General features: G+C 69.2%; 20 protein-coding genes. 8 read left to right on the top strand and 12 right to left on the bottom strand.

The genetic code is table 11. The features are described from left to right. Window positions 1-70: 70 nt before the first annotated feature. Both EPN98_RS06980 and mutL read right to left on the bottom strand, forming a co-directional pair. Window positions 71-1,894 carry a PAS domain-containing protein gene (locus EPN98_RS06980; RefSeq protein ID WP_293361906.1) on the bottom strand — a complete coding sequence of 608 codons (1,824 nt, stop codon included), beginning with the start codon at window positions 1,892-1,894 and terminating at the stop codon, window positions 71-73. Window positions 1,895-2,000: 106 nt separating this feature from the next. Then, complete coding sequence (gene mutL / locus EPN98_RS06975) at window positions 2,001-3,839, bottom strand: DNA mismatch repair endonuclease MutL (RefSeq protein ID WP_293361904.1); 1,839 nt, start codon at window positions 3,837-3,839, stop codon at window positions 2,001-2,003. 48 nt (window positions 3,840-3,887) lie between these two features. Here mutL and EPN98_RS06970 point away from each other — a divergent pair, with 48 nt between their 5' ends. Then, the gene (locus EPN98_RS06970; protein ID WP_293361902.1) at window positions 3,888-4,847 is read left to right on the top strand and encodes a TraB/GumN family protein; all 960 of its coding nucleotides are present in this window, start codon (window positions 3,888-3,890) and stop codon (window positions 4,845-4,847) included. A gap of 100 nt (window positions 4,848-4,947) precedes the next feature. Here the strand turns inward: EPN98_RS06970 and EPN98_RS06965 are convergent, their stop codons facing one another. The 3 genes from EPN98_RS06965 to ileS form a co-directional block, all read right to left on the bottom strand. Continuing rightward, a complete protein-coding gene (locus EPN98_RS06965; protein ID WP_293361900.1) occupies window positions 4,948-5,505 on the bottom strand; it encodes a DUF3035 domain-containing protein in 558 nt (185 codons plus the stop codon). A 127-nt stretch (window positions 5,506-5,632) separates the two neighbouring features. Continuing rightward, window positions 5,633-6,142 (bottom strand): signal peptidase II, encoded by a 510-nt coding sequence (lspA, locus tag EPN98_RS06960; protein WP_293361898.1) that lies wholly within the window; start codon window positions 6,140-6,142, stop codon window positions 5,633-5,635. After that, entirely contained in the window at window positions 6,139-9,066 is a 2,928-nt protein-coding gene (gene ileS / locus EPN98_RS06955; RefSeq protein ID WP_293361896.1) for an isoleucine--tRNA ligase, read from the bottom strand. The genes lspA and ileS overlap by 4 nt, the downstream gene beginning before the upstream one ends. Window positions 9,067-9,296: 230 nt before the next feature. Here ileS and EPN98_RS06950 point away from each other — a divergent pair, with 230 nt between their 5' ends. The 7 genes from EPN98_RS06950 (at window position 9,297) to EPN98_RS06920 (ending at window position 12,020) form a co-directional block, all read left to right on the top strand. Further along, window positions 9,297-10,073 carry a PHB depolymerase family esterase gene (locus EPN98_RS06950; protein WP_293361894.1) on the top strand — a complete coding sequence of 259 codons (777 nt, stop codon included), beginning with the start codon at window positions 9,297-9,299 and terminating at the stop codon, window positions 10,071-10,073. 270 nt (window positions 10,074-10,343) lie between these two features. Continuing rightward, window positions 10,344-10,553 (top strand): cold-shock protein, encoded by a 210-nt coding sequence (locus EPN98_RS06945; RefSeq protein WP_293361892.1) that lies wholly within the window; start codon window positions 10,344-10,346, stop codon window positions 10,551-10,553. A gap of 59 nt (window positions 10,554-10,612) precedes the next feature. Then, window positions 10,613-10,804: a hypothetical protein gene (locus EPN98_RS06940; protein WP_293361890.1), complete on the top strand. Its 192-nt coding sequence runs from the start codon at window positions 10,613-10,615 to the stop codon at window positions 10,802-10,804. Further along, window positions 10,801-11,157, top strand: coding sequence for a DUF6481 family protein (locus EPN98_RS06935; RefSeq protein WP_293361888.1), 357 nt, complete (start codon window positions 10,801-10,803; stop codon window positions 11,155-11,157). The genes EPN98_RS06940 and EPN98_RS06935 overlap by 4 nt, the downstream gene beginning before the upstream one ends. A 107-nt stretch (window positions 11,158-11,264) precedes the next feature. Then, complete coding sequence (locus EPN98_RS06930; RefSeq protein WP_293361886.1) at window positions 11,265-11,423, top strand: hypothetical protein; 159 nt, start codon at window positions 11,265-11,267, stop codon at window positions 11,421-11,423. A gap of 2 nt (window positions 11,424-11,425) precedes the next feature. Next, a complete protein-coding gene (locus tag EPN98_RS06925) occupies window positions 11,426-11,683 on the top strand; it encodes a hypothetical protein (protein WP_293361884.1) in 258 nt (85 codons plus the stop codon). Window positions 11,684-11,834: 151 nt separating this feature from the next. Beyond that, window positions 11,835-12,020: a DUF3606 domain-containing protein gene (locus tag EPN98_RS06920; RefSeq protein WP_293361882.1), complete on the top strand. Its 186-nt coding sequence runs from the start codon at window positions 11,835-11,837 to the stop codon at window positions 12,018-12,020. 12 nt (window positions 12,021-12,032) lie between these two features. Here EPN98_RS06920 and EPN98_RS06915 read toward each other — a convergent pair whose 3' ends face one another. From EPN98_RS06915 to EPN98_RS06885, 7 genes are all read right to left on the bottom strand, one after another. Further along, window positions 12,033-12,974: a bifunctional riboflavin kinase/FAD synthetase gene (locus tag EPN98_RS06915; RefSeq protein WP_293361880.1), complete on the bottom strand. Its 942-nt coding sequence runs from the start codon at window positions 12,972-12,974 to the stop codon at window positions 12,033-12,035. Between the two features lie 13 nt (window positions 12,975-12,987). Then, on the bottom strand, window positions 12,988-13,410 hold the full coding sequence (locus EPN98_RS06910; RefSeq protein WP_293361878.1) for a MaoC family dehydratase: 423 nt from the start codon (window positions 13,408-13,410) through the stop codon (window positions 12,988-12,990). A gap of 81 nt (window positions 13,411-13,491) precedes the next feature. After that, window positions 13,492-14,358, bottom strand: coding sequence for a TIGR01459 family HAD-type hydrolase (locus tag EPN98_RS06905; protein WP_293361876.1), 867 nt, complete (start codon window positions 14,356-14,358; stop codon window positions 13,492-13,494). A 94-nt stretch (window positions 14,359-14,452) separates the two neighbouring features. Further along, window positions 14,453-15,694, bottom strand: a complete 1,242-nt coding sequence (locus EPN98_RS06900; RefSeq protein ID WP_293361874.1) for an EAL domain-containing protein — start codon at window positions 15,692-15,694, stop codon at window positions 14,453-14,455. Window positions 15,695-15,845: 151 nt separating this feature from the next. Then, the gene (locus EPN98_RS06895; protein ID WP_293361872.1) at window positions 15,846-16,271 is read right to left on the bottom strand and encodes a VOC family protein; all 426 of its coding nucleotides are present in this window, start codon (window positions 16,269-16,271) and stop codon (window positions 15,846-15,848) included. A 64-nt stretch (window positions 16,272-16,335) separates the two neighbouring features. Then, a complete protein-coding gene (locus tag EPN98_RS06890; protein WP_293361870.1) occupies window positions 16,336-17,610 on the bottom strand; it encodes an RNA polymerase sigma factor in 1,275 nt (424 codons plus the stop codon). Next, entirely contained in the window at window positions 17,607-17,984 is a 378-nt protein-coding gene (locus tag EPN98_RS06885) for a YciI family protein (RefSeq protein WP_293361868.1), read from the bottom strand. Before EPN98_RS06885 ends, EPN98_RS06890 begins: the two co-directional genes overlap by 4 nt. Between the last annotated feature and the right edge of the window lie 164 nt (window positions 17,985-18,148).

The following is an 18,148-nucleotide window of genomic DNA, read 5'->3' as shown; positions in this document are numbered from 1 at the left end:
AGTTCGACGTACGTCGGGCGGCCGTGGGCGTTCATCTCAGGCGCGATCAGGACGAGGCGATCTGCGCTGCCTAGGTCGCGTCCGGGACGATCACCCGAAGCCGCTCGCTGAGCGGCGCGCGGATGGCGCAGACAACGCCTGCGGGGTCGAACTCCAGGCTCACCTGACCCCCCAGCTCGCGCGCGACGCCACGCTCGAGGAGGCGGGAGCCGAAACCCCGTCTTGTGGGTTGGGCCACAGGTGGGCCGCCCACCTCGCGCCAGACGATGGTGGCTTCGGCCGTGCCGGGCTCGACGACCACCTCCACGTTGCCGCCAGGGGCCTGCCAGGCGCCGTGCTTCAGCGCGTTCGTGGCCAACTCGTGGAGGGCCATGCCCAAGCTCACGGCGAAGTTGGGGTCCAACTTCAGGTCCGGCCCGTGGACGATGTACGGATGGCCGTAGGGCCGAAGCGTCATCTCCGCCAGCTCGTGCAGGGTGGCGCCCTCCCAGCCACGCTTGACCAGAAGGTTGTGCGTCGACGACAGCGCCATCAGCCGTTCGATGAACAGGTCGCGGGCGCCGCGCAGGTCCCGCGCGTCGCGGAGGCTCTGGACGGCCACGGACTGGACGGATGCGAGCGTGTTCTTCACCCGATGGTTCAACTCGTCGAGCAGCAGCTTCTGACGGTCCTCGTGCTCTCGCATCCGGGCGATGGCCTGCAAGGTCTCGATCTCGCCGCGCTTGCGCTCGGTGATGTCCACGAGCGCAGCGATCAGCCGCGTGGGCTCGCCTGCAGCGTCCACCAGGATCTCGGCGACGCAGAAGATCCAGAGCTCGCGGTCATCGCTCCGGCTCACGCGGAACTCCGAGCGGAACGGCGTCCCGTCGGCGAGCGCCGCCGCCCACTCCGCGCTTGCCCGGGCGCGGTCCTCCGGGTGGACGATCACCTCAAGGTCCGGCCAGAGGTCATCGAACGTCGGCTGCGTCTCAAAGACCAGTTCGCCCTCGCCCTCGTGGATCAGGGTCCTGGCCTCGAAGTCGAGCTCGTAAACGTGCATTCCGGCGAGGCCCAGCGCACAGGCGAGGCGTCGCTCGGCGCGCCGCAGCGTCTCTTCCGCCGCCTTTTGCTCGGAGATGTCCATGGCCGTGCCGGTCAGGCCGACGCATTCTTCGCCCTCGTAGACGGGTTCGCCCCGTAGCCGGACCCAGCCGCGCGTGCCGTCATGGCGGATAAACGGAGCCTCGTGCTTGATCTGCTCCCCATGGGTGCGGACGCGCTCGATCAACGCGGTGATCTGCCGCTGCACGTCCGGCTCGTACATGCCGAAGCCCCGCTGGATCGGGGCTTCCATCAAGCCGCCGCGCAGCAGGACGTTGCTCTCCTCGCTGCGAATCAGCACGCCGCGGCGGAAGTCCGCCCCCCAACTCGCAAGCTTGGCCATCTCGGCGGCGGCGCGCAGGACGGAGGTCTGCTGCGCGGCCAGGCGCTCGCGCGACTCGGCGGCGAGCCGTGCGGCCTCTGTCTCGGTGACGTCCCGGGACGTCACCAGCAAGGCCGACGTCGCGCCCGTATTGTCGGCAAGCGGGGACAGGACATTGTCAAAGTAGCGCAACTCGCCGGTGAAGATGCGGGCCGCGCCCGTGAAGCGCTGCTTGTCGCCGGCCGCTGCGGCCGCCAGCGCCGCCGCGACCATTGGGCGTTCTACAGGCTCCCACAGTGAGACCCATGGCGCCCCGAGGAGCACCGCGATGTCCTCGGCGCCCAGTAGGGCGGCGCCGTTCCGGTTGATGAACTGCACGACCCCCTCAAGGTCGAGGATTTTCACGCAGTCGGGGCTGCTTTCGAAAGCACTGCGGAAGATCCCGTCGCTGGCGAAGCGCGTGGATCCGAGCTTCAGCCTGGGAGCCGTCATGCGCCCGCCTACCCCCGGGGGGTCCCTGTTTCCGCTACAATGTAGGCTGCCACACCGTGCGACGCAGCGCTGCAATTGTCGCAGGCGTCGAAAATGACGCCCGGCGTCAGCGCCGCCCGAACAGCCGCTCGATGTCGGCGAGCTTCAGTTCGACGTACGTTGGGCGGCCGTGGTTGCACTGGCCGGAGTGGGGCGTGGCTTCCATCTGGCGCAGGAGGGCGTTCATCTCCGGCGCGGTCAGCCGGCGGCCGGCGCGGACCGAGCCGTGGCAGGCCATGGTGGAGCAGACGTCCTCCAGCCGTTCCTTCAGCGCCAGGGCCTGGCCGTTCTCGGCCAGGTCGTCGGCGATGTCGCGGATCAGGCCGGCCGCGTCGGTCTCGCCCAGCATCGCCGGGACTTCGCGGACCAGGACGGCGCCGGGGCCGAAGGGCTCGATCACCAACCCCAGCGCAGCCAGCTCGTCGGCGCGGGCGACCACGCGCTCGGCCTCGGCCGGGTCCAGCTCGACCACCTCGGGCAGCAAGAGCGCCTGGCGGGTGACGCCGCCGTCGGCCATCTCGGTCTTCATGCGCTCGTAGACCAGGCGCTCGTGGGCGGCGTGCTGGTCGACGATCACTACGCCGTCGCGGGTCTGGGCGACGATGTAGGTCTCGTGCACCTGGGCGCGCGCCGCGCCCAGCGGATGGTCGACGGGGTCGAAGGCCGGTGTGGCGGCGGGCTCGGCGACGCCGGGGCCGTAGTCAGGCTCGGCCCGGGCCGAGATGTCGGAGAGGCCGGGGATCGCCTGAACGGCCGCCGCCGCGGCCTGCCAGCCGCCGGCGCTCCAGGCGGAGAACCCGCCGCCCGAGGGGCGCGGCGGCGGATAGGGCAGCCCCTGCGGCCGGAAGCCGCCTAGCGCAGCCTGCGCGACCGTGGTGGACGCGCGGTGGCCGGCGGCGGCCAGCGAGTGACGCAGGCCGCTGACGATCAGGCCGCGCACCAGGCCCGGATCGCGGAACCGCACCTCGGCCTTCGCGGGGTGCACGTTGACGTCCACCAGGCCGGGGTCGAGCTCGATATAGAGCGCGCAGGCCGGATGGCGGTCGCGGGCCAGGAAGTCGGCGTAGGCGCCGCGGAGCGCGCCCTGCAGCAGCCGGTCGCGCACCGGCCGACCGTTCACGAAAAGGTATTGATGCGCCGCATTGCCCCGATTGTAGGTGGGCAGGCCCGCATAGCCCGACAGCCGCACGCCCTCGCGCTCGTGGTCGATCAGGAGTGCATTGTCCGAGAACTCCCGGCCCATCACGGCGCCCAGTCGGGCGAGCCGGCCTTCGTCGCCGGGCGCCTCGGCAGGCAGGCGCAGGGTGCGGCGGCCGTCGAGGTCGAGGGCGAAGCCGACGGCCTCGTGAGCCATGGCCTGGCGCTTCAGCTCCTCGGTGATCGCCTGGCTCTCGGAGCGCTCGGACTTCATGAACTTGAGGCGCGCCGGCGTGGCGTAGAACAGGTCGCGCACCTCGACCCGGGCGCCGTGCGGGCCGGGGAAGCCGGCAGGCGAAACCGCGCTCACCGCGCCGCCCTCGACAAAGATCGCGTGGGCGTCGGCGAAGCCCTTCGCGCGGCTGGTGATCGACAGGCGGGCCACCGACCCGATGGACGGCAGCGCCTCGCCCCGGAAGCCCATGGTGGCGATGCGCAGCAGATCGTACTCGCCGTCGTCGCCGGGGTTCAGCTTTGACGTGGCGTGGCGCTCTACGGCCAGCGGGAGCTGATCGGCCGCCAAACCTTGGCCGTCATCGGCCACCAGGATGCGGGTGAGCCCACCGCCGTCGGCCTGGACCTGGACCTCGGACGCGCCTGCGTCGAGGGCGTTCTCCACCAGTTCCTTGACCGCGCTGGCAGGACGCTCCACCACCTCGCCGGCGGCGATGCGATTGATCAGTTCGGGCGGGAGGCGGCGGATCGGCATGGGCGCTAGATCTTCCTACATAGTCCGATTCCGAGGAGTCTCCCCCGCGTGCTGAAACGTATCGCCGCTCTTACCCTGGTCGCCGCCCTTGCCGCCGTTCCGGCTGTCGCCCAGACGCCTGCACCGGCGCCGCTGCCCGACGACCCGGACGCGACGCTGGTGGAGGAGCTGGTCGTGCGCGGCCGCCTGCCGGGGCCGGCATGGTGGCGCGTGACCGACGCCGACACCACGGTTTACGTGCTGGGCGTGCCCTCGCTGGCGCCCAAGCGGATGGAATGGGACCGGGCGATCTTCGAGCGGCGGCTGCAGGGCGCGAACGTGGTGATCCTGCCGTTCGTCAACGTGCGCGCCAAGGTCGGCGGCTCGGTCGGGACGGCGTTCAACCTGCTGCGGCTGCGCTCGGGCGGACCGTTCGAGGATCGGCTGGACCCGGCGACGCGGGCGCGGTTCGTGGCTGTTCGCACCCGACTGGGCCAGGACGCCAAGCACTATCCGACCAGCAACCCGCTGGCGGCCGGCGTGCAGCTGGCGATCGACTACCGAGACCGGTCGGAACTGACCAACATGGACCCGGCCAAGCTGGTGCGCCTGCTGGCTCAGCGACAACGGGTGAAGGTGGTCGAGAAGAGCTACGACCTGGGCCCGCAGCTGAGCGGCATCCTGCGCACGCCGGCGTCCACCGGGCGGATCTGTTTCGACGAGGTGCTGAGCCAGGCTGAGGCCGGCCCGGGGGTCACCCGCGCCGCCGCGCGAGCCTGGGCGGTCGGAGACGTGGAGGGGGCCCTCCAGAACGAGCGGACCTACGAGCGCTGCCTGGCGGTGATCTCGGGCGGTCGGACCTATGACGAACGTACCAAGGCCGACACCGCGGCCGCTATCGCGGGCGCTCTGAAGCAGCCGGGACATGCGATCGTGCTGGTCCCGCTGCGGCCGTTGCTGGCGCAGAACGGCGTCCTGGAGCGGCTGCGGAAGCAGGGCCTGACCGTGAAGACGCCGGGCGAGGAGTGAGGCGGAAGGAGCCCGGCCGCCTTCTGCCGTTCCGTGGTCTGAAAACGAAAGAGCCTCCGCTTGCGCGGAGGCTCGAAATCGTTCGCGGGTAGGCCGGGGCCTACAGCCCCGGGAGCTTGATGCGGCTCTTCGCGTCGCGCTGGATGGTGATGGGCTTTTCGCCGGTCAGCTTGGCCACGCGCTCCTTCTCGGCGGCGGCGTCGATGGGCGCGTTGGAGCCATCGAGGGCGGCGGTCTGCTGCGGCGCGGCCGCGTCGCCCTTCTTCCAGAACATCACGCGGTCGGCGAAGTTCTTTTCCTTGTGGGCGATGTCGCCGAACTCGTCATCGACGACATAGCGCACCAGCGGGTCGGCCTTTTCGGCGCCGGCCTTGGCGACCAGCAGCTTCTCGCCGTCGGACCGCTGCTCGGCTTCGCGCTGGCCCAGCAGGGCGTTGCGCGCGGCGCTCTCGGGCTGCAGCTCCTGCGGGCGCGGCTCGCCGGGGGCCGGCGGGCGCAGCGCGTAGTCGGGCGGGACCACCAGGGGCGCCTTGGTCACGACCCGGAACTCGTCAGGGGTCACCTTGGACATGCCCAGGGCCTTCTGGGTGGACTGGCAGCCGGCGAGGCCCGCGGCTGCGACCAGGGCGGTCGCCACGATCACGCGATTGAAGCTCATGAACCCTAGAAACTCCCAAGCGCGCCGGATCGAAGGGTGGCGCATCGTCCTGCAGTGTGCCCGCTGTCCGTGGCCGGAAAACGGCGGAGCGTCTGGATACCCCAACCGCGCGCTCGCGCCAACGGCGTCAGGCCGGACGTTCTCGCCGCAGGCTGTCCAGCAGGATGAAGATGACGCCGATGGTGATGCCGGCGTCGGCGATGTTGAAGATCCAGGGGAAGAAGCCCAGCCGGTGGACGTCGATGAAATCCACCACCGCGCCGAAGCGGGCGCGGTCTATGGCGTTGCCGATCGCCCCGCCGATCAGCAGGCCCAGGCCCACCGCCGGCAGCAGCCGGACCTGGCTGCGCACCCAGTACGACAGCAGCACCGCCACGACCACGTTGAACGCCACCATGCCCCAGCGCACCAGGTCGTGCTGCGCCTGGAAGAGGCCGAAGCTGACGCCTTCGTTCCAGATGCGGGTGAATTGCAGCGGCGGAAACACCTCCATCGTGGCGCCTTCTGGAAGGCGCACGACCGAGAGGATCCAGTACTTCGTGAGCTGGTCCAGGATCAGCACCACGGCGGCCAGCGCATAGGCGCGCCAGCCCCAGCGGGTGACTCCAGTCGACGATGCTTCCGCGGCCTCGGTCATGCCAGTCCCTGGCCTTTTCTGGCCGCGTCCCAGGCCGCCACGGCCTCAGCGTCGCGCAGCGACAGGTCGGGGTAGCGCGGGTCGGACCCCACTTCCGGCAGGATCCGCCACGAGCGGGCGCACTTCCGGCCTTCGGCCTTCAGCGTCTCCACGGCGACACCGCCCACCTCTGGCAGGCGGAAGGCTGCGGCGGGACCCTCGCCCGCGACCAGCGTCGCCTGGCTGGTGCGGAACACCTCGGCGGCGTCCAGGCCGTCCAGCGCGGCCAGCAGGTCGGCGTCGGAGATAAAGACCTTCGGCGCGGCTTCCAGGGCGGCGCCCATCCGCTTCTCACGCCGCTCGACCTCCAGCGCGCCGGTCACCACCGACATCACCTTCTGGACCTTGGCCCAACGGGCGGCCTCGGCGTCGTTCTTCCACTCGACCGGGGTGATCGGGATGGTGCGCAGGCAGTTGGAGTGGGCGTTCGGGTAGCGGGTGGTCCAGGCCTCTTCCATCGTGAACGGGATCAGCGGGCTGAGCCACGCGGTCAGCCGCTCGAACACCGCCTCCATCACCGTACGCGCGGCCCGACGCTTCAGCTCGCTGGGCTGGTCGCAGTAGAGGCTGTCTCTGCGGATATCGAAGAACAGCGCCGACAGGTCCTCCTGGCAGAAGTCGAGGATCGGCCGGATCACGTCCTGGAACAGGTAGGCGTCGTAGGCGGCGCGCACCTGGCCATCCAGCTCCCAGAGACGGTGCAGGATGAACCGCTCCAGCGGCGGCATCTCGGTCAGCTCGACGGCCTCGTCCGGCGAGTAGTCCGCCAGGGCGCCCAGCATGTAGCGGACGGTGTTGCGCAGCTTGCGGTACGCATCGGAGGTCGTCTGCAGGATCGTCTTCCCGATCCGGCTGTCGTCTGCGTAGTCGATCATCGCGGCCCAGAGGCGGATGATCTCGGCCCCGGACTCGCGGATGACCACCTCTGGGTCGACCGTGTTGCCCTTGGACTTGCTCATCTTCTCGCCGTTCTCGTCCATGGTGAAACCGTGGGTGAGGATGGCGTCGTAAGGCGCGCGGCCGCGGGTGCCCGAGCTTTCCAGCAGCGAGCTCTGGAACCAGCCGCGGTGCTGGTCCGAGCCTTCCAGGTAGAGGTCGGCGGGCCACTTGGTGTGGGCGCGGTTCTCCAGCGTGAAGGCGTGGGTCGAGCCCGAGTCGAACCAGACATCGAGGATGTCCTCGACCTTCTCGTAGCGGTCGGGGTCGTGGCTGCCGAGGAAGTCGGTGACCGGCCGGGTGAACCAGGCGTCGGCGCCTTCCTTGGCGATAGCATCGATGATGCGCTTGTCGACCTCGGGATCGTGCAGCGGCTGGTTCGTCTCCTTGTCGACGAACATGGCCAGCGGAGCCCCCCACGCACGCTGGCGGCTGATCAGCCAGTCGGGCCGGCTCTCCACCATCGAGCGGATGCGGTTCTTGCCGCCCGCGGGGTGGAACGTGGTGGCCTCGATGGCCTCCAGCGCGGCTTCGCGCAGGGTGCGGCCGCCCAGCTCCTTGGTGTCCACCGGCTCGTCCATGCGGATGAACCACTGCGGGGTGTTGCGGAAGATCACCGGAGCCTTCGAGCGCCAGCTGTGCGGGTAGCTGTGCTCCAGCCGGCCGCGGGCCAGCAGGCGGCCGGCCTCGATCAGCTTGTCGATGACGGCCGGGTTGGCGGGGCCGAACTTGCCCGCCTTCTTGCCCTCGGTCTCCAGCACCTTCAGGCCTGCGAACAGGGCCACATGCGGGTAGTAGGCGCCGTCGGGATCCACCGTCTCGGGGATCTCGCGATGGCCATGGGCCAGCCAGACCAGGTAGTCGTCGGCGCCGTGTCCGGGGGCGGTGTGGACGAAGCCCGTGCCGGCGTCGTCGGTCACGTGGTCGCCGGCCAGCAACGGCACGCCGAACTGATAGTGCGGGTCCAGGTTCGCGAACGGGTGCTCACAGACCATGCCCTGGCAGTCGATCTTCTCGACGCGGCGGGCCTTGGCGATCTTGGCGGCGGCGAAGACATCGGCCGACAGCTTGTCGGCCACGATCAGCCGGTCGCCCGGCTTGGCCCAGGGCTCGAACTCAAGGCCCTCTTCCATGGCCTCGACCTGGTAGACGCCGTAGTCGATGGCTTCGTTGTAGCTGATCGCCCGGTTGGCCGGGATGGTCCAGGGCGTGGTGGTCCAGATGACGACCGATGCGCCGCGCGCGGCGTCGCTGCCTTCAGTCACCGGGAACTTCACCCAGATCGTGGGGCTGTTGTGGTCGTGGTATTCGACCTCGGCGTCGGCCAGGGCCGTCCGCTCGACCGGGCTCCACATCACGGGTTTCGAGCCGCGGTAGAGCTGGCCCGTGGCCACGAACTTGTGGAACTCGGCCACGATCGCGGCCTCGCTGGAATAGTCCATGGTGGCGTAGCGGTTTTCCCAGTCGCCGATCACGCCCAGGCGCTTGAAGCCGTCGCGCTGCACGTCGATCCAGTGCGCGGCGTAGTCGCGGCAAAGGGTGCGGAACTCGGCCTTCGAGACCTCGTCCTTGCGTCGGCCCTTTTCCTTGAGCTCCTTCTCGATCTGCCACTCGATGGGCAGGCCATGGCAGTCCCAGCCCGGCACGTAGTCGACGTCGAAGCCCAGCAGGAACCGCGAGCGGACCACGAAGTCCTTCAGCGTCTTCTGCAGGGAGTGGCCGATGTGGATCGCGCCGTTCGCATAGGGCGGGCCGTCGTGCAGCACGAACAGCGGCGCGCCGGCGCGCTGCCGGTCGGCGCGCATGGCGTGGTAGAGGTTCTGCTCCGCCCACTTCGCCAGGATCTGCGGCTCCTTCTGCGGCAGGCCCGCGCGCATGGGGAAGGGCGTCTCGGGAAGGAAGACGGTTTCGCGGTAGTCGCGCGTAGCATTGGGGGCGTCGTCGGCCATCACTCTGTCCAGGCTGGTCCGGGGGTCTGAGAGGTGCGGGGTGAGAACCCGGCGCGCGCTGGAACGGCTTCGTCCGGCGGCGTCACGCCGGGCGGATAATTCGCACGCTCTTCCGGACCGAAGTCATGGGGGGAGGCTCTAACAGAGACGGGCGGCGAACCCAAGTCTTGGGGATGACAACGACGGGCGCAGGGTTACGCTCATTCTCAACAACATGGGGGAGGCGGATGATGACGCGGTGGCTTTTGGCGCTGGCGGCGCTGTTCATGCTGGCGCTTCCGTCGGCGGCTCTGGCCGATACGGGCTTCCTCGACCGGACGATCACGGTCGACGGCAAGTCGTACGCCTACCAGGTCTATGTGCCGAGGAAGCCGATCGCGGGCGCAAAGCCCATCATCCTGGCCTTGCACGGCGCCGGCGAGCGGGGCTCGGACGGCCTGCTGCAGACCGAGGTGGGTCTCGCCGGCGCGATCCGCCGACATCCCGAACGCTGGCCGGCCATCGTGGTGTTCCCGCAGGCGCCGAAGGACCAGCTCTGGATGGGCGTCCCGGCGAAGGTGGCCATGGCGGCGCTCGCCCAGTCCGAGCGCGAGTTCCGCACCGACCCCAATCGCGTCTACCTGGCCGGCCTGTCGATGGGCGGCAACGGGTCGTGGCGGCTGGCCTATGAGAATCCTGACCGCTGGGCCGCCGTCGTGCCGGTGTGCGCCTTCGCCGGGTCGTTCCGCGGCCTGCCGCCCATCGCGGCGGGGCCGGACCCGTATGCCGCGCTGGCAGGCAAGATCAGCAAGCTGCCGATCTGGATCGTCCATGGCGACGCCGACGTGGTCGTGCCCGTGGACGAGTCCCGCAAGATGGCCGCCGCCCTCAAGGCGGCCGGCGCTCAGGTCACCTACAAGGAACTGGCGGGCGTGAACCACAACAGCTGGGATCCTGGCTTCGCCGACGAGGCTCTGCCTCAGTGGCTCTTCCAGCAGAAGCGCATCGGCGGCTCCAAGGCGCGCTAGAGGTCGCGACCGACCGGTCGAGGCGTTTCGACGTCGCCGCGAACGTGTCTCTTCCGCAGGGTCCACCCCCTGACATCGCCGGGATTCCCGATTTCGGTAGATATCGACGAGCTATTCGGATATACGGTCGCAATCAAATCGCGATTTGGTTCGGTTGCTCTCCACGCTTGTTCTTCGGATCGAGCCCGGACTTCGCAAGATCCTCTCCGACAATTTGATGCGAAGTCCCACCCGGGGCGCGCCAAATCTTGCAATAGAAAGACAGAAAACATGGCTACCGGTACCGTGAAGTGGTTCAACCCGACCAAGGGTTTCGGCTTCATCCAGCCTGACGACGGCGGCGCGGACGTGTTCGTGCACATCTCGGCCGTCGAACGCGCGGGCCTGGGCTCGCTGAACGAAGGCCAGAAGGTTTCCTTCGAGCTCGAACGCGACCAGCGCAGCGGCAAGATGTCCGCCGGCCAGCTGCAAGCCGCCTAAGGACAAAGGGCCCCTGGCCGGCGCGGCGCCAAGCCGCTCCGGCCGGAGGTCTGCACGCCATGACACCATCCACACTCGAGCGCGCCTATGCGCTCGCCCGCGCGGGCGAGGTCCGTGACGTGGCGGCTCTCAAACAGCGCCTGAAGGCCGACGGCTGCCACGCCGTCGATGTCCTGCTGGCGTCGCGCAACGTCCGGGGACACCTCGAGGCGATCTGCGCCGCGGCGACCAGCCGAAAAGGGCAAGAATGAACGAGATCCTCCGCACCGGTTTCCAGGAACGCCTGAAGACAGCCGCCGACGCGAAGAAGGCCTTGCTGGCCGCCTTCAAGCCGAAGGCTGCAAGCACCGCGACCGATACGCCGACCCGCGCCGAGGCCCGCGAGGCCGAGCTGCTGCGCGTGCGCCAGGAGCGCACCGAGGCCAAGGTCGCCAAGCGTCAGGCCGCCGCCGATGCGATCGAAGCCGCGCGCCTGAGCGTGGAGGCCGCCGAAGCCGCGAACCTCGACGCCAAGCGCGGCGAACGCAAGGAGCGCAAGGCGCTCACCAAGGCCGAAGCCAAGGCCAAGCGCGACGCCCGCTACGCGGCCCGCAAGGCCCGCTAGCCCGTCGCCGCCTGGGCGCGGCCCGTTCCGGACCGAACGGCCCGCCGCTAGGCGAATGTCCTGAGCCCCGACGGTTCAGGTGAACCGAAGAGTCTCCAGGAGCCCCGATGGCGAGGAAGCCCAACTACCAGTTCGAGCGCATGGAACGTGATCGCCAGAAGGCGATCAAGACGGCCGAAAAGGCCGCTGCCAAGCGCGAGCAGCGCGAACGCGAGCGCGGCGCGACAAACCCTGATGAGGCCGAACCTTCGGCCGACGAAAGCTGAACATGCCGAGCGGCGTCATCTACAATCACGAGACCGTCCAGCTGGACGATGAAATCTTCACGCAGTGCGAATTCCGCGACAGCCGGCTCGTCTACGCCGGCGGCGGCACGCCCGTGTTCGAGGACTGCACCTTCGTCGCCTGCGACTGGAAGCACGAGGACGCCGCGGCCCGCACGCTGGCCTACCTGAAGCAGGTCTGGAACGCCGGCGGCAAGGCCACGGTCCAGTCGCTGATCAAGGACATCACCGTCAGCCGGTAGTGGCGCGCCAGCGCCGCTGGCTTCGTCCACGAACCACACGAACCACACAGACTCATCCTCGCGGTCCCGGCTGCGTCACGTGACGTTTGTGTGGTTCGCGTGGTTCGTGGACAATCCTGATAGCGCCTGCGGCGCGCGGAGGAGATTCGCCATGGCGGGCCTGAAGGACAAGGGCGGCTTCTTCATCGACAAGGACCGCCTCGACCTCACCGAGCGCAAGGCGGTCGAGTATTGGATGAAGAAGTGGGGCGTGACCAAGGACCAGCTCACCGCGGCCCACCGCAAGGTCGGCAAGATGACCAAGGACATCGCCGCGGAGCTGGGCAAGCGGCGCTGACTTCCTGCCCCGTCAGGGGCGGGAGAGCACTCGCCGCGCGTTGTCCGCATCCCGCGTGACCTGTTCGGTCATCACCTCGAGGCTGTCGAACTTCTCCTCGGGCCGCAGGAAGGCCACCAGGTCGGTCTCGATGACGCGATCGTAGATGTCTTCGTCGAAGTCGAAGAGCCAGACCTCGAGAAGGGGCCTCGTCACGCCCTGGACGGTCGGGTTCACGCCGATATTGGCGACGCCGTCGAACTGGCGGCCGTCCGACAGGCGCGTGCGCACCGCATAGACCCCGAAACGCGGCGAGACATAGTCGGCCAGATCCACGTTGGCGGTCGGGAAACCCAGCTTGCGGCCCAGCTGCCGGCCGCGCTGCACCGGCCCCTCGATGGCGAACGGGCGGCCCAGGATCTCGGCGGCGACCTCGGGGCGGCCGTCGCGCAGGGCGTCGCGCACCTGGGTGGACGAGAACTTCTCGCCGCCGTCACCTACCGGCTCGGCCACCGACACGCCGAACCCCAGCTCGGCGCCATACTGGCGCATGGTGGCCGGCGAGCCCGACCGGCCCTTGCCGAACGAATTGTCGAACCCAACGGCCACGTGGCGGGCGCCCAGGCCCCTGTGCAGCACGTCTGTCGCGAACTCGCGGTCGGTCATGCCCGCCAGCTCGGGCTCAAGCGGCAGGACGTAAAGGATGTCGACGTTCAGCTTCTCCAGCGCCCGCGCCTGCTGATCGGTCTTCATCAGGCGGAAGGCCGGTTCTTCGGGGCGGAAGTACACGCGCGGATGCGGATCGAAGGTGATCACGCCCAAGGGCGCGCCCAGGTCGTCCGCGGCTCGCGCCGCCAGCTCGATCACCTGCTGGTGGCCCAGATGGACGCCGTCAAAACTGCCCATGGCGACGGCTGCGCCGCGATCGCCGTCGGACAGATCCTTCCAGCCGCGAATGACCCGGATGCGCTTCATGCGCCCCCGATTGTCACGCCCCGCGGCGGGGCGCAATCACCAGAGCTTCGCCTTCGACCACCGTCTTGCCGCCAACCTCGCAAACGGTGTCCAGGGTCACGTGGCCCTTGTTGACGTCCAGCGCCTTGATGGTGGCGCGGGCCACGACCAGGTCGCCCACCTTCACCGGCCGACGGAACCGCAGCGATTGCGAAAGATAGATGGCGCCCGGCCCCGGCAGCTTGGTGCCGAGGATCGCCGAGATGTAGGCGCCTGAGAGCATGCCGTGGGCGATGCGCTCGCCGAACGCGGTGCCCTTGGCGTAGGCGTCGTCCAGGTGGACCGGATTGTTGTCGCCCGAGACCTCGGCGAACGCCTCGATGTCGGCCACGCCCACGACGCGGCTCATCTCCGCGAACTGACCGACGGTCAGCTCGTCGATGTAAAGACCTTGCACGGAAGAACCCCCTTCTCCGCGTTGCGCGTCCCTTTCAAGCCGTCCGCCGGTCCGTGCACCCGGCTCGCGACTCAGGTCCGCTTACGACCAGATCATATCCGCGATCGCCCAGTTCGCCTGTAGGCCCTCTTGCCGCAGGAGGTCCTCGACCACCGGCAGGATCAGGCCATCGGGTCCGATCGTTTCGGCGCCGTGGATGCCGCTGGCGACGAAGAGGACGTCGAGGCCGCGTGCGTTGGCGCCGCGCACGTCCGTGGGCAGGCCGTCGCCCACGCACAGCACGCGGGTGGGGTCCACCGGCCGGCCCAGGCGCTCGGCGGCCACCGACAGGGCCATCTCGTAGATCGGCGCATAGGGCTTGCCCGCCATCACCGCACGACCGCCCAGGCTCTCGTAGAGTTGAGCCAGGGCGCCGCCGCAGTAGATCAGCCGGTCGCCGCGCTGGACGACGATGTCGGGGTTCGCGCAGATCAGCTCCAGCCCGCGCGCGACGCAGGCGATGAAGCGGTCGCGATAGTCGCCCGGCTCGTCGTTCTCGTCGTCGTAGGGGCCGGTGACACAGATGAAGTCGGCGTCCTCGGGGCCACCCTCCCGCAGGTCCAGACCCTCATAGAGCACGCTGTCGCGATCCGGTCCGATCTTCCAGCAGCGGCCTGGTGCGCGCTGGGCCAGGAGGGTCCGGGTGGCGTCGCCCGAGGTGATGAGCTGGGTCCACGCCGTGCGGGGGACGCCCAGGCTGTCGAGCTGCTCCACGATCGGCGGATGGGGCCGGGGCGCGTTGGAGATCAGGATCACGGGCCCCACCTCGGCCCGGAACCGCGCCAGGGCGGCGCAGGCGGCGGGGAAGCTCTCACGGCCGTTGTGGATCACGCCCCACACGTCGCAAAGCAGCACATCGTAGCGGGCGGCGAGCTGGGACAGCCCGGAGATCGGCGTGGGGGAGGTCATTGGGGCGGGCGGTACCGGGCGTTAGGGGGCAGGTCAACGCTACTCCTGCCTTTCCCACCAAGCGGGGAAGGAAAGTCCGAACCGCGGGGACCCCTTAAGCCGCGCGGACGCGGAGGCGCTCGACGGTCGCGCCCGGCTGGCCGGCTTCGGCCAGAACGTCGCTCTTGATGGCGCGGGGTTCGCCGAACAGGTGACCCTGGCCCAGCTGGATGTCGAGGTCGAGGATGTCGACGACCTGCCGCTCGTTCTCCACCTTCTCGGCCACCAGGTCGACGCCGTAGCGGCGGGCCAGCAGCGCGAAGTCCTCGGCGGCGAGGTCCGGCATCGAGCGCAGGACCAGCCGGTTCTCCACCGTGGTCAGCTCGTCCAGCAGCGTCTGGGCGGCCACCTTCACGAACTTCACGTCCGAGCGCTGCAGGTCCTGGAGGTCGAGGTCGAGGTTCTTCACCTTGTCGAGGCTGAAGCGGAAGCCCAGGTCAGCCAGCTTGGCCATGTTGCGGGCCTGGACCGATGTGCGGGTGTCGAAGCCGGCCTGTCCGATCTCGAACACCAGCGCCGGCGACAGGTCGCGGTTGGCGCGCAGCAGGTCGAGGAACTGCGGGAAGAACTCTTCGTCGCCCAGGCTGGACATCGAGATGTTGCAGAAGATGCCGACGCGGCGATCCTGCCGGGCCAGCCGGCGGATGATCTGGACGCAGCGGAACAGCATCAGGTTGTCGATCGCGGTGACCAGGCCGCCGGGTTCGGCGACGGTCAGGTACTCGGCGGGCATGATCACCCGGCCGGACGGGTCGCGCAGGCGCGTGAAGCTCTCGTAGAAGACGGTCTTGCGCTGGGGCAGCGCCATCACCGGCTGGAGGTAGAGGTCGACGCGGCCCTCCATCAGGGCCTCCTTGACGACGCCTACCAGGCTCTGCGGGCGGCGGACGTCCTGGCCGCCCTGGGCGGCGAGATAGGGGGCGCGGGGCTCGTCCATCCGCTGGCTCATCTTCTCGACCAGCTCCTCCAGCAGGTGAACCTCGTCGGTCAGCGCGGCGGCGCGCGAGACGTCGGATTCGACCACCCGGGCCACGTCCGTGACGCGGCCGTCGATAGCGACGACCTGGTCCAGCAGGATGCGATGGGCGTCGCGGACGGCCTCGACCTCACCGCGCAGCTCGCGCATCTCGAGGAAGCGCATGATCATGCCATGCGACGCGAGGCAGAGCCCCAGGCCGCCCATCATCGCCGAGATCGCCACCCCCCAGCCGAAGCCGCTGCGCCACAGGGTGAGCGCGACGATCAGCGAGAGGCAGAGGTAGGTCGCACAGAGAAGCGCGAGAGTGAGCCGCCGCATGGTCCTGCTTCCGAATCACCCGGAGTATCGAGGTGGTCCCCGGGCTAGTCGAATTCATTAACCATGTGCCGGTTCGGGAATGGTTAACGTCGAATCGGGATCAGCGCGGGCCCTCGCGTCGCGCCGCCAGAGGCCATATCGCGCAGTGGGCCTAGCCGGCGCGGGGTTGGTTGAAGGCCCAGATGAAGCCGAACGGGTCTTTGACCTGGCCCCAGGTGTCGCCCCAGAACATCTCCTGCGGCGGAACAATGGCTTCGCAGCCGGCGGCGACCGCACGGTCGAACCACGCGTGGATGTCGTCGACCATCAGCTGGATCGTGAATCCGGCCGGGGTCTCCTTTGCGTGGCCGTGCTCGGGATAGAAGTCACCCAGCATCATCGAGCTGCCGTTGACGTACAGGTGGATGTGCATGGTGCGGCCCTGCTCGTCCTCGGGGTAGGCGAAGACCTCCTCGCCGCCGAAGGCGATCTTGATGAACTCTGCGGCCTTTCGGGCCCCATCCACCGACAGGTAGGCGACGACGCCGCCCTTGGTCTCGATCTTTGGCATGGCGGGCAGTTCGGCGGTCTCGGACATCGGAGGCTCCTCGGGCGTTGCGCCCTAAGGACGGCCGGGGCCGGCCGCTCCCGACAATGTCCGGCTATCCTCTTGCTGCTCCGGGTTCACGCACGGTGGGATGATGATCCGCCATCAGGCGGTCCAGGTGCTGGCGGATGTGGGCGGCTTCGGCGGCGGTGTTGGCCAGCGCGATGGCGCGGCCGAAGGCGGCGCGCGCCTCGGCTTCCCGGCCCAGCTCCAGGTTCAGCGCGCCCTTCAGCCCGTGAAAGTGGAAGTAGCCGGAAAGCCTGTCCGCCAACGGCTCGATCATCGTCAGGGCCGCCTCGGGCCCGGCCACCTTCGAGACGGCCACCGCCCGGTTCAGCGTGATCACCGGCGAAGGCGTCAGGCGTTCGAGATTGGCGTAGAGCGCGTCGATCTGGGCCCAGTCGGTGTCGGCGGGCGTGGGGGCCCGTACATGCAACGCGGCGATCGCGGCCTGAACCTGGTAGGCGCCCGGCCGACGGTGGCGCATGGCCTTGTCGATCAGCGCCAGACCCTCGGCGATCATCCCACGGTCCCAGAGGCCGCGGTCCTGGTCGTCCAGGAGCACGATCTGGCCTTCGGCGTCGAAGCGCGCCGGGGTGCGGGCGTGCTGGACCAGCATCAGCGCCAGCAGCCCCATGATCTCGGGCTCGGCCTGGAACAGGCGCAGCAGCAGCCGTCCCAGCCGGATCGCCTCGCCGCACAGCTGGGCGCGGGCAGGATTGTCGCCGGCCGAATAGCCCTCGTTGAACACAAGGTAGATCATGGCCGCCACGGCCGCGAGCCGCTCCGCGCGCTCGACGGCCCCTGGAGTCTCGAAGTCGGCGTCGCCCTCGGCCACGATGCGCTTGGCCCGGGTGATCCGCTGCTCCATCGCCGCTTCGCTGACGAGGAAGGCGCGGGCGATCTGCTTCACGGTCAGGCCCGAAACGATCCGCAGGGCCATGGCGATCTGCTGGGTGGCGGGCAGGTCGGGATGGCAGCAGATGAACAGCAGCCGCAGGACGTCGTCGCGATAGTCGCTGGCGTCGACTTGCTCGACGGCGCGCTCCTCCTGGTCGCCGAGGTCGGACAGGACTTCCTCGGGCGGCAGCTCGGTGTGGCGCGAGCGCTTGCGCACGCCGTCCAGCGCGGCGTTGCGTCCCACCATGATCAGCCACGCGGCAGGGTCGCGCGGCGGGCCGTTCTGCGGCCAGGTCTTCAAGGCCCGCAGACAGGCGTCCTGGAACGCTTCCTCGGCGGTGTCGAGGTCGCGGAAATAGCGGAGCAGGGCGCCCACGGCCTGGGGCCGCGCGGCGGTGATCGCCGCGTTGATCCAGGCCAGGTCGCTCATGCGCTCACGCGGAGGTCCGCGCCGGCGTTGTAGACGGCAAGGGGACGGATCTCATACGAGCCGCCGGGGTTGGCCTCTCCCAGGTCCTTCGCGACGGCGATCGCCTCGTCCAGGTCGGCCACGTCGATGATGTAGAAGCCCAGCAGCTGTTCCTTCGTCTCGGCGAAGGGGCCATCGAGGACCAGCGGCGGGTCGCTCTTCCGCAGCGTGGTGGCGGCGGTGGTGGGCAACAGCCGAAGCGACGGCCCCAGCTTTCCCTGCTTTTCAAGCCGCGCGCGGACGGCGCCGAGGCGGTCCATCACCTCGCTCTCCTGCGCCTTGTCCCAGGACCAAACGGTGGCTTCGTCGTTGTAGCAGAGCAGGGCGTAGAGCATGGCGCCGGGCCTCCTCGGTGGTCACAGGACGCATGAGGATAGGGCGGGCCGACGGGGGCGGGCGATATTTTTCTCTCCCGGCGGGGAGGGCGGGCGCTAGCGCGTCGGGACGGGCTTGTCGCCGCGGTAGTCGTAGAAGCCGCGGCCCGACTTGCGGCCCAGCC

The organism is Phenylobacterium sp. (genome assembly GCF_004299445.1).
GTDB lineage: Bacteria > Pseudomonadota > Alphaproteobacteria > Caulobacterales > Caulobacteraceae > Phenylobacterium.
This window is presented reverse-complemented; position numbering and strand designations above follow the sequence as displayed.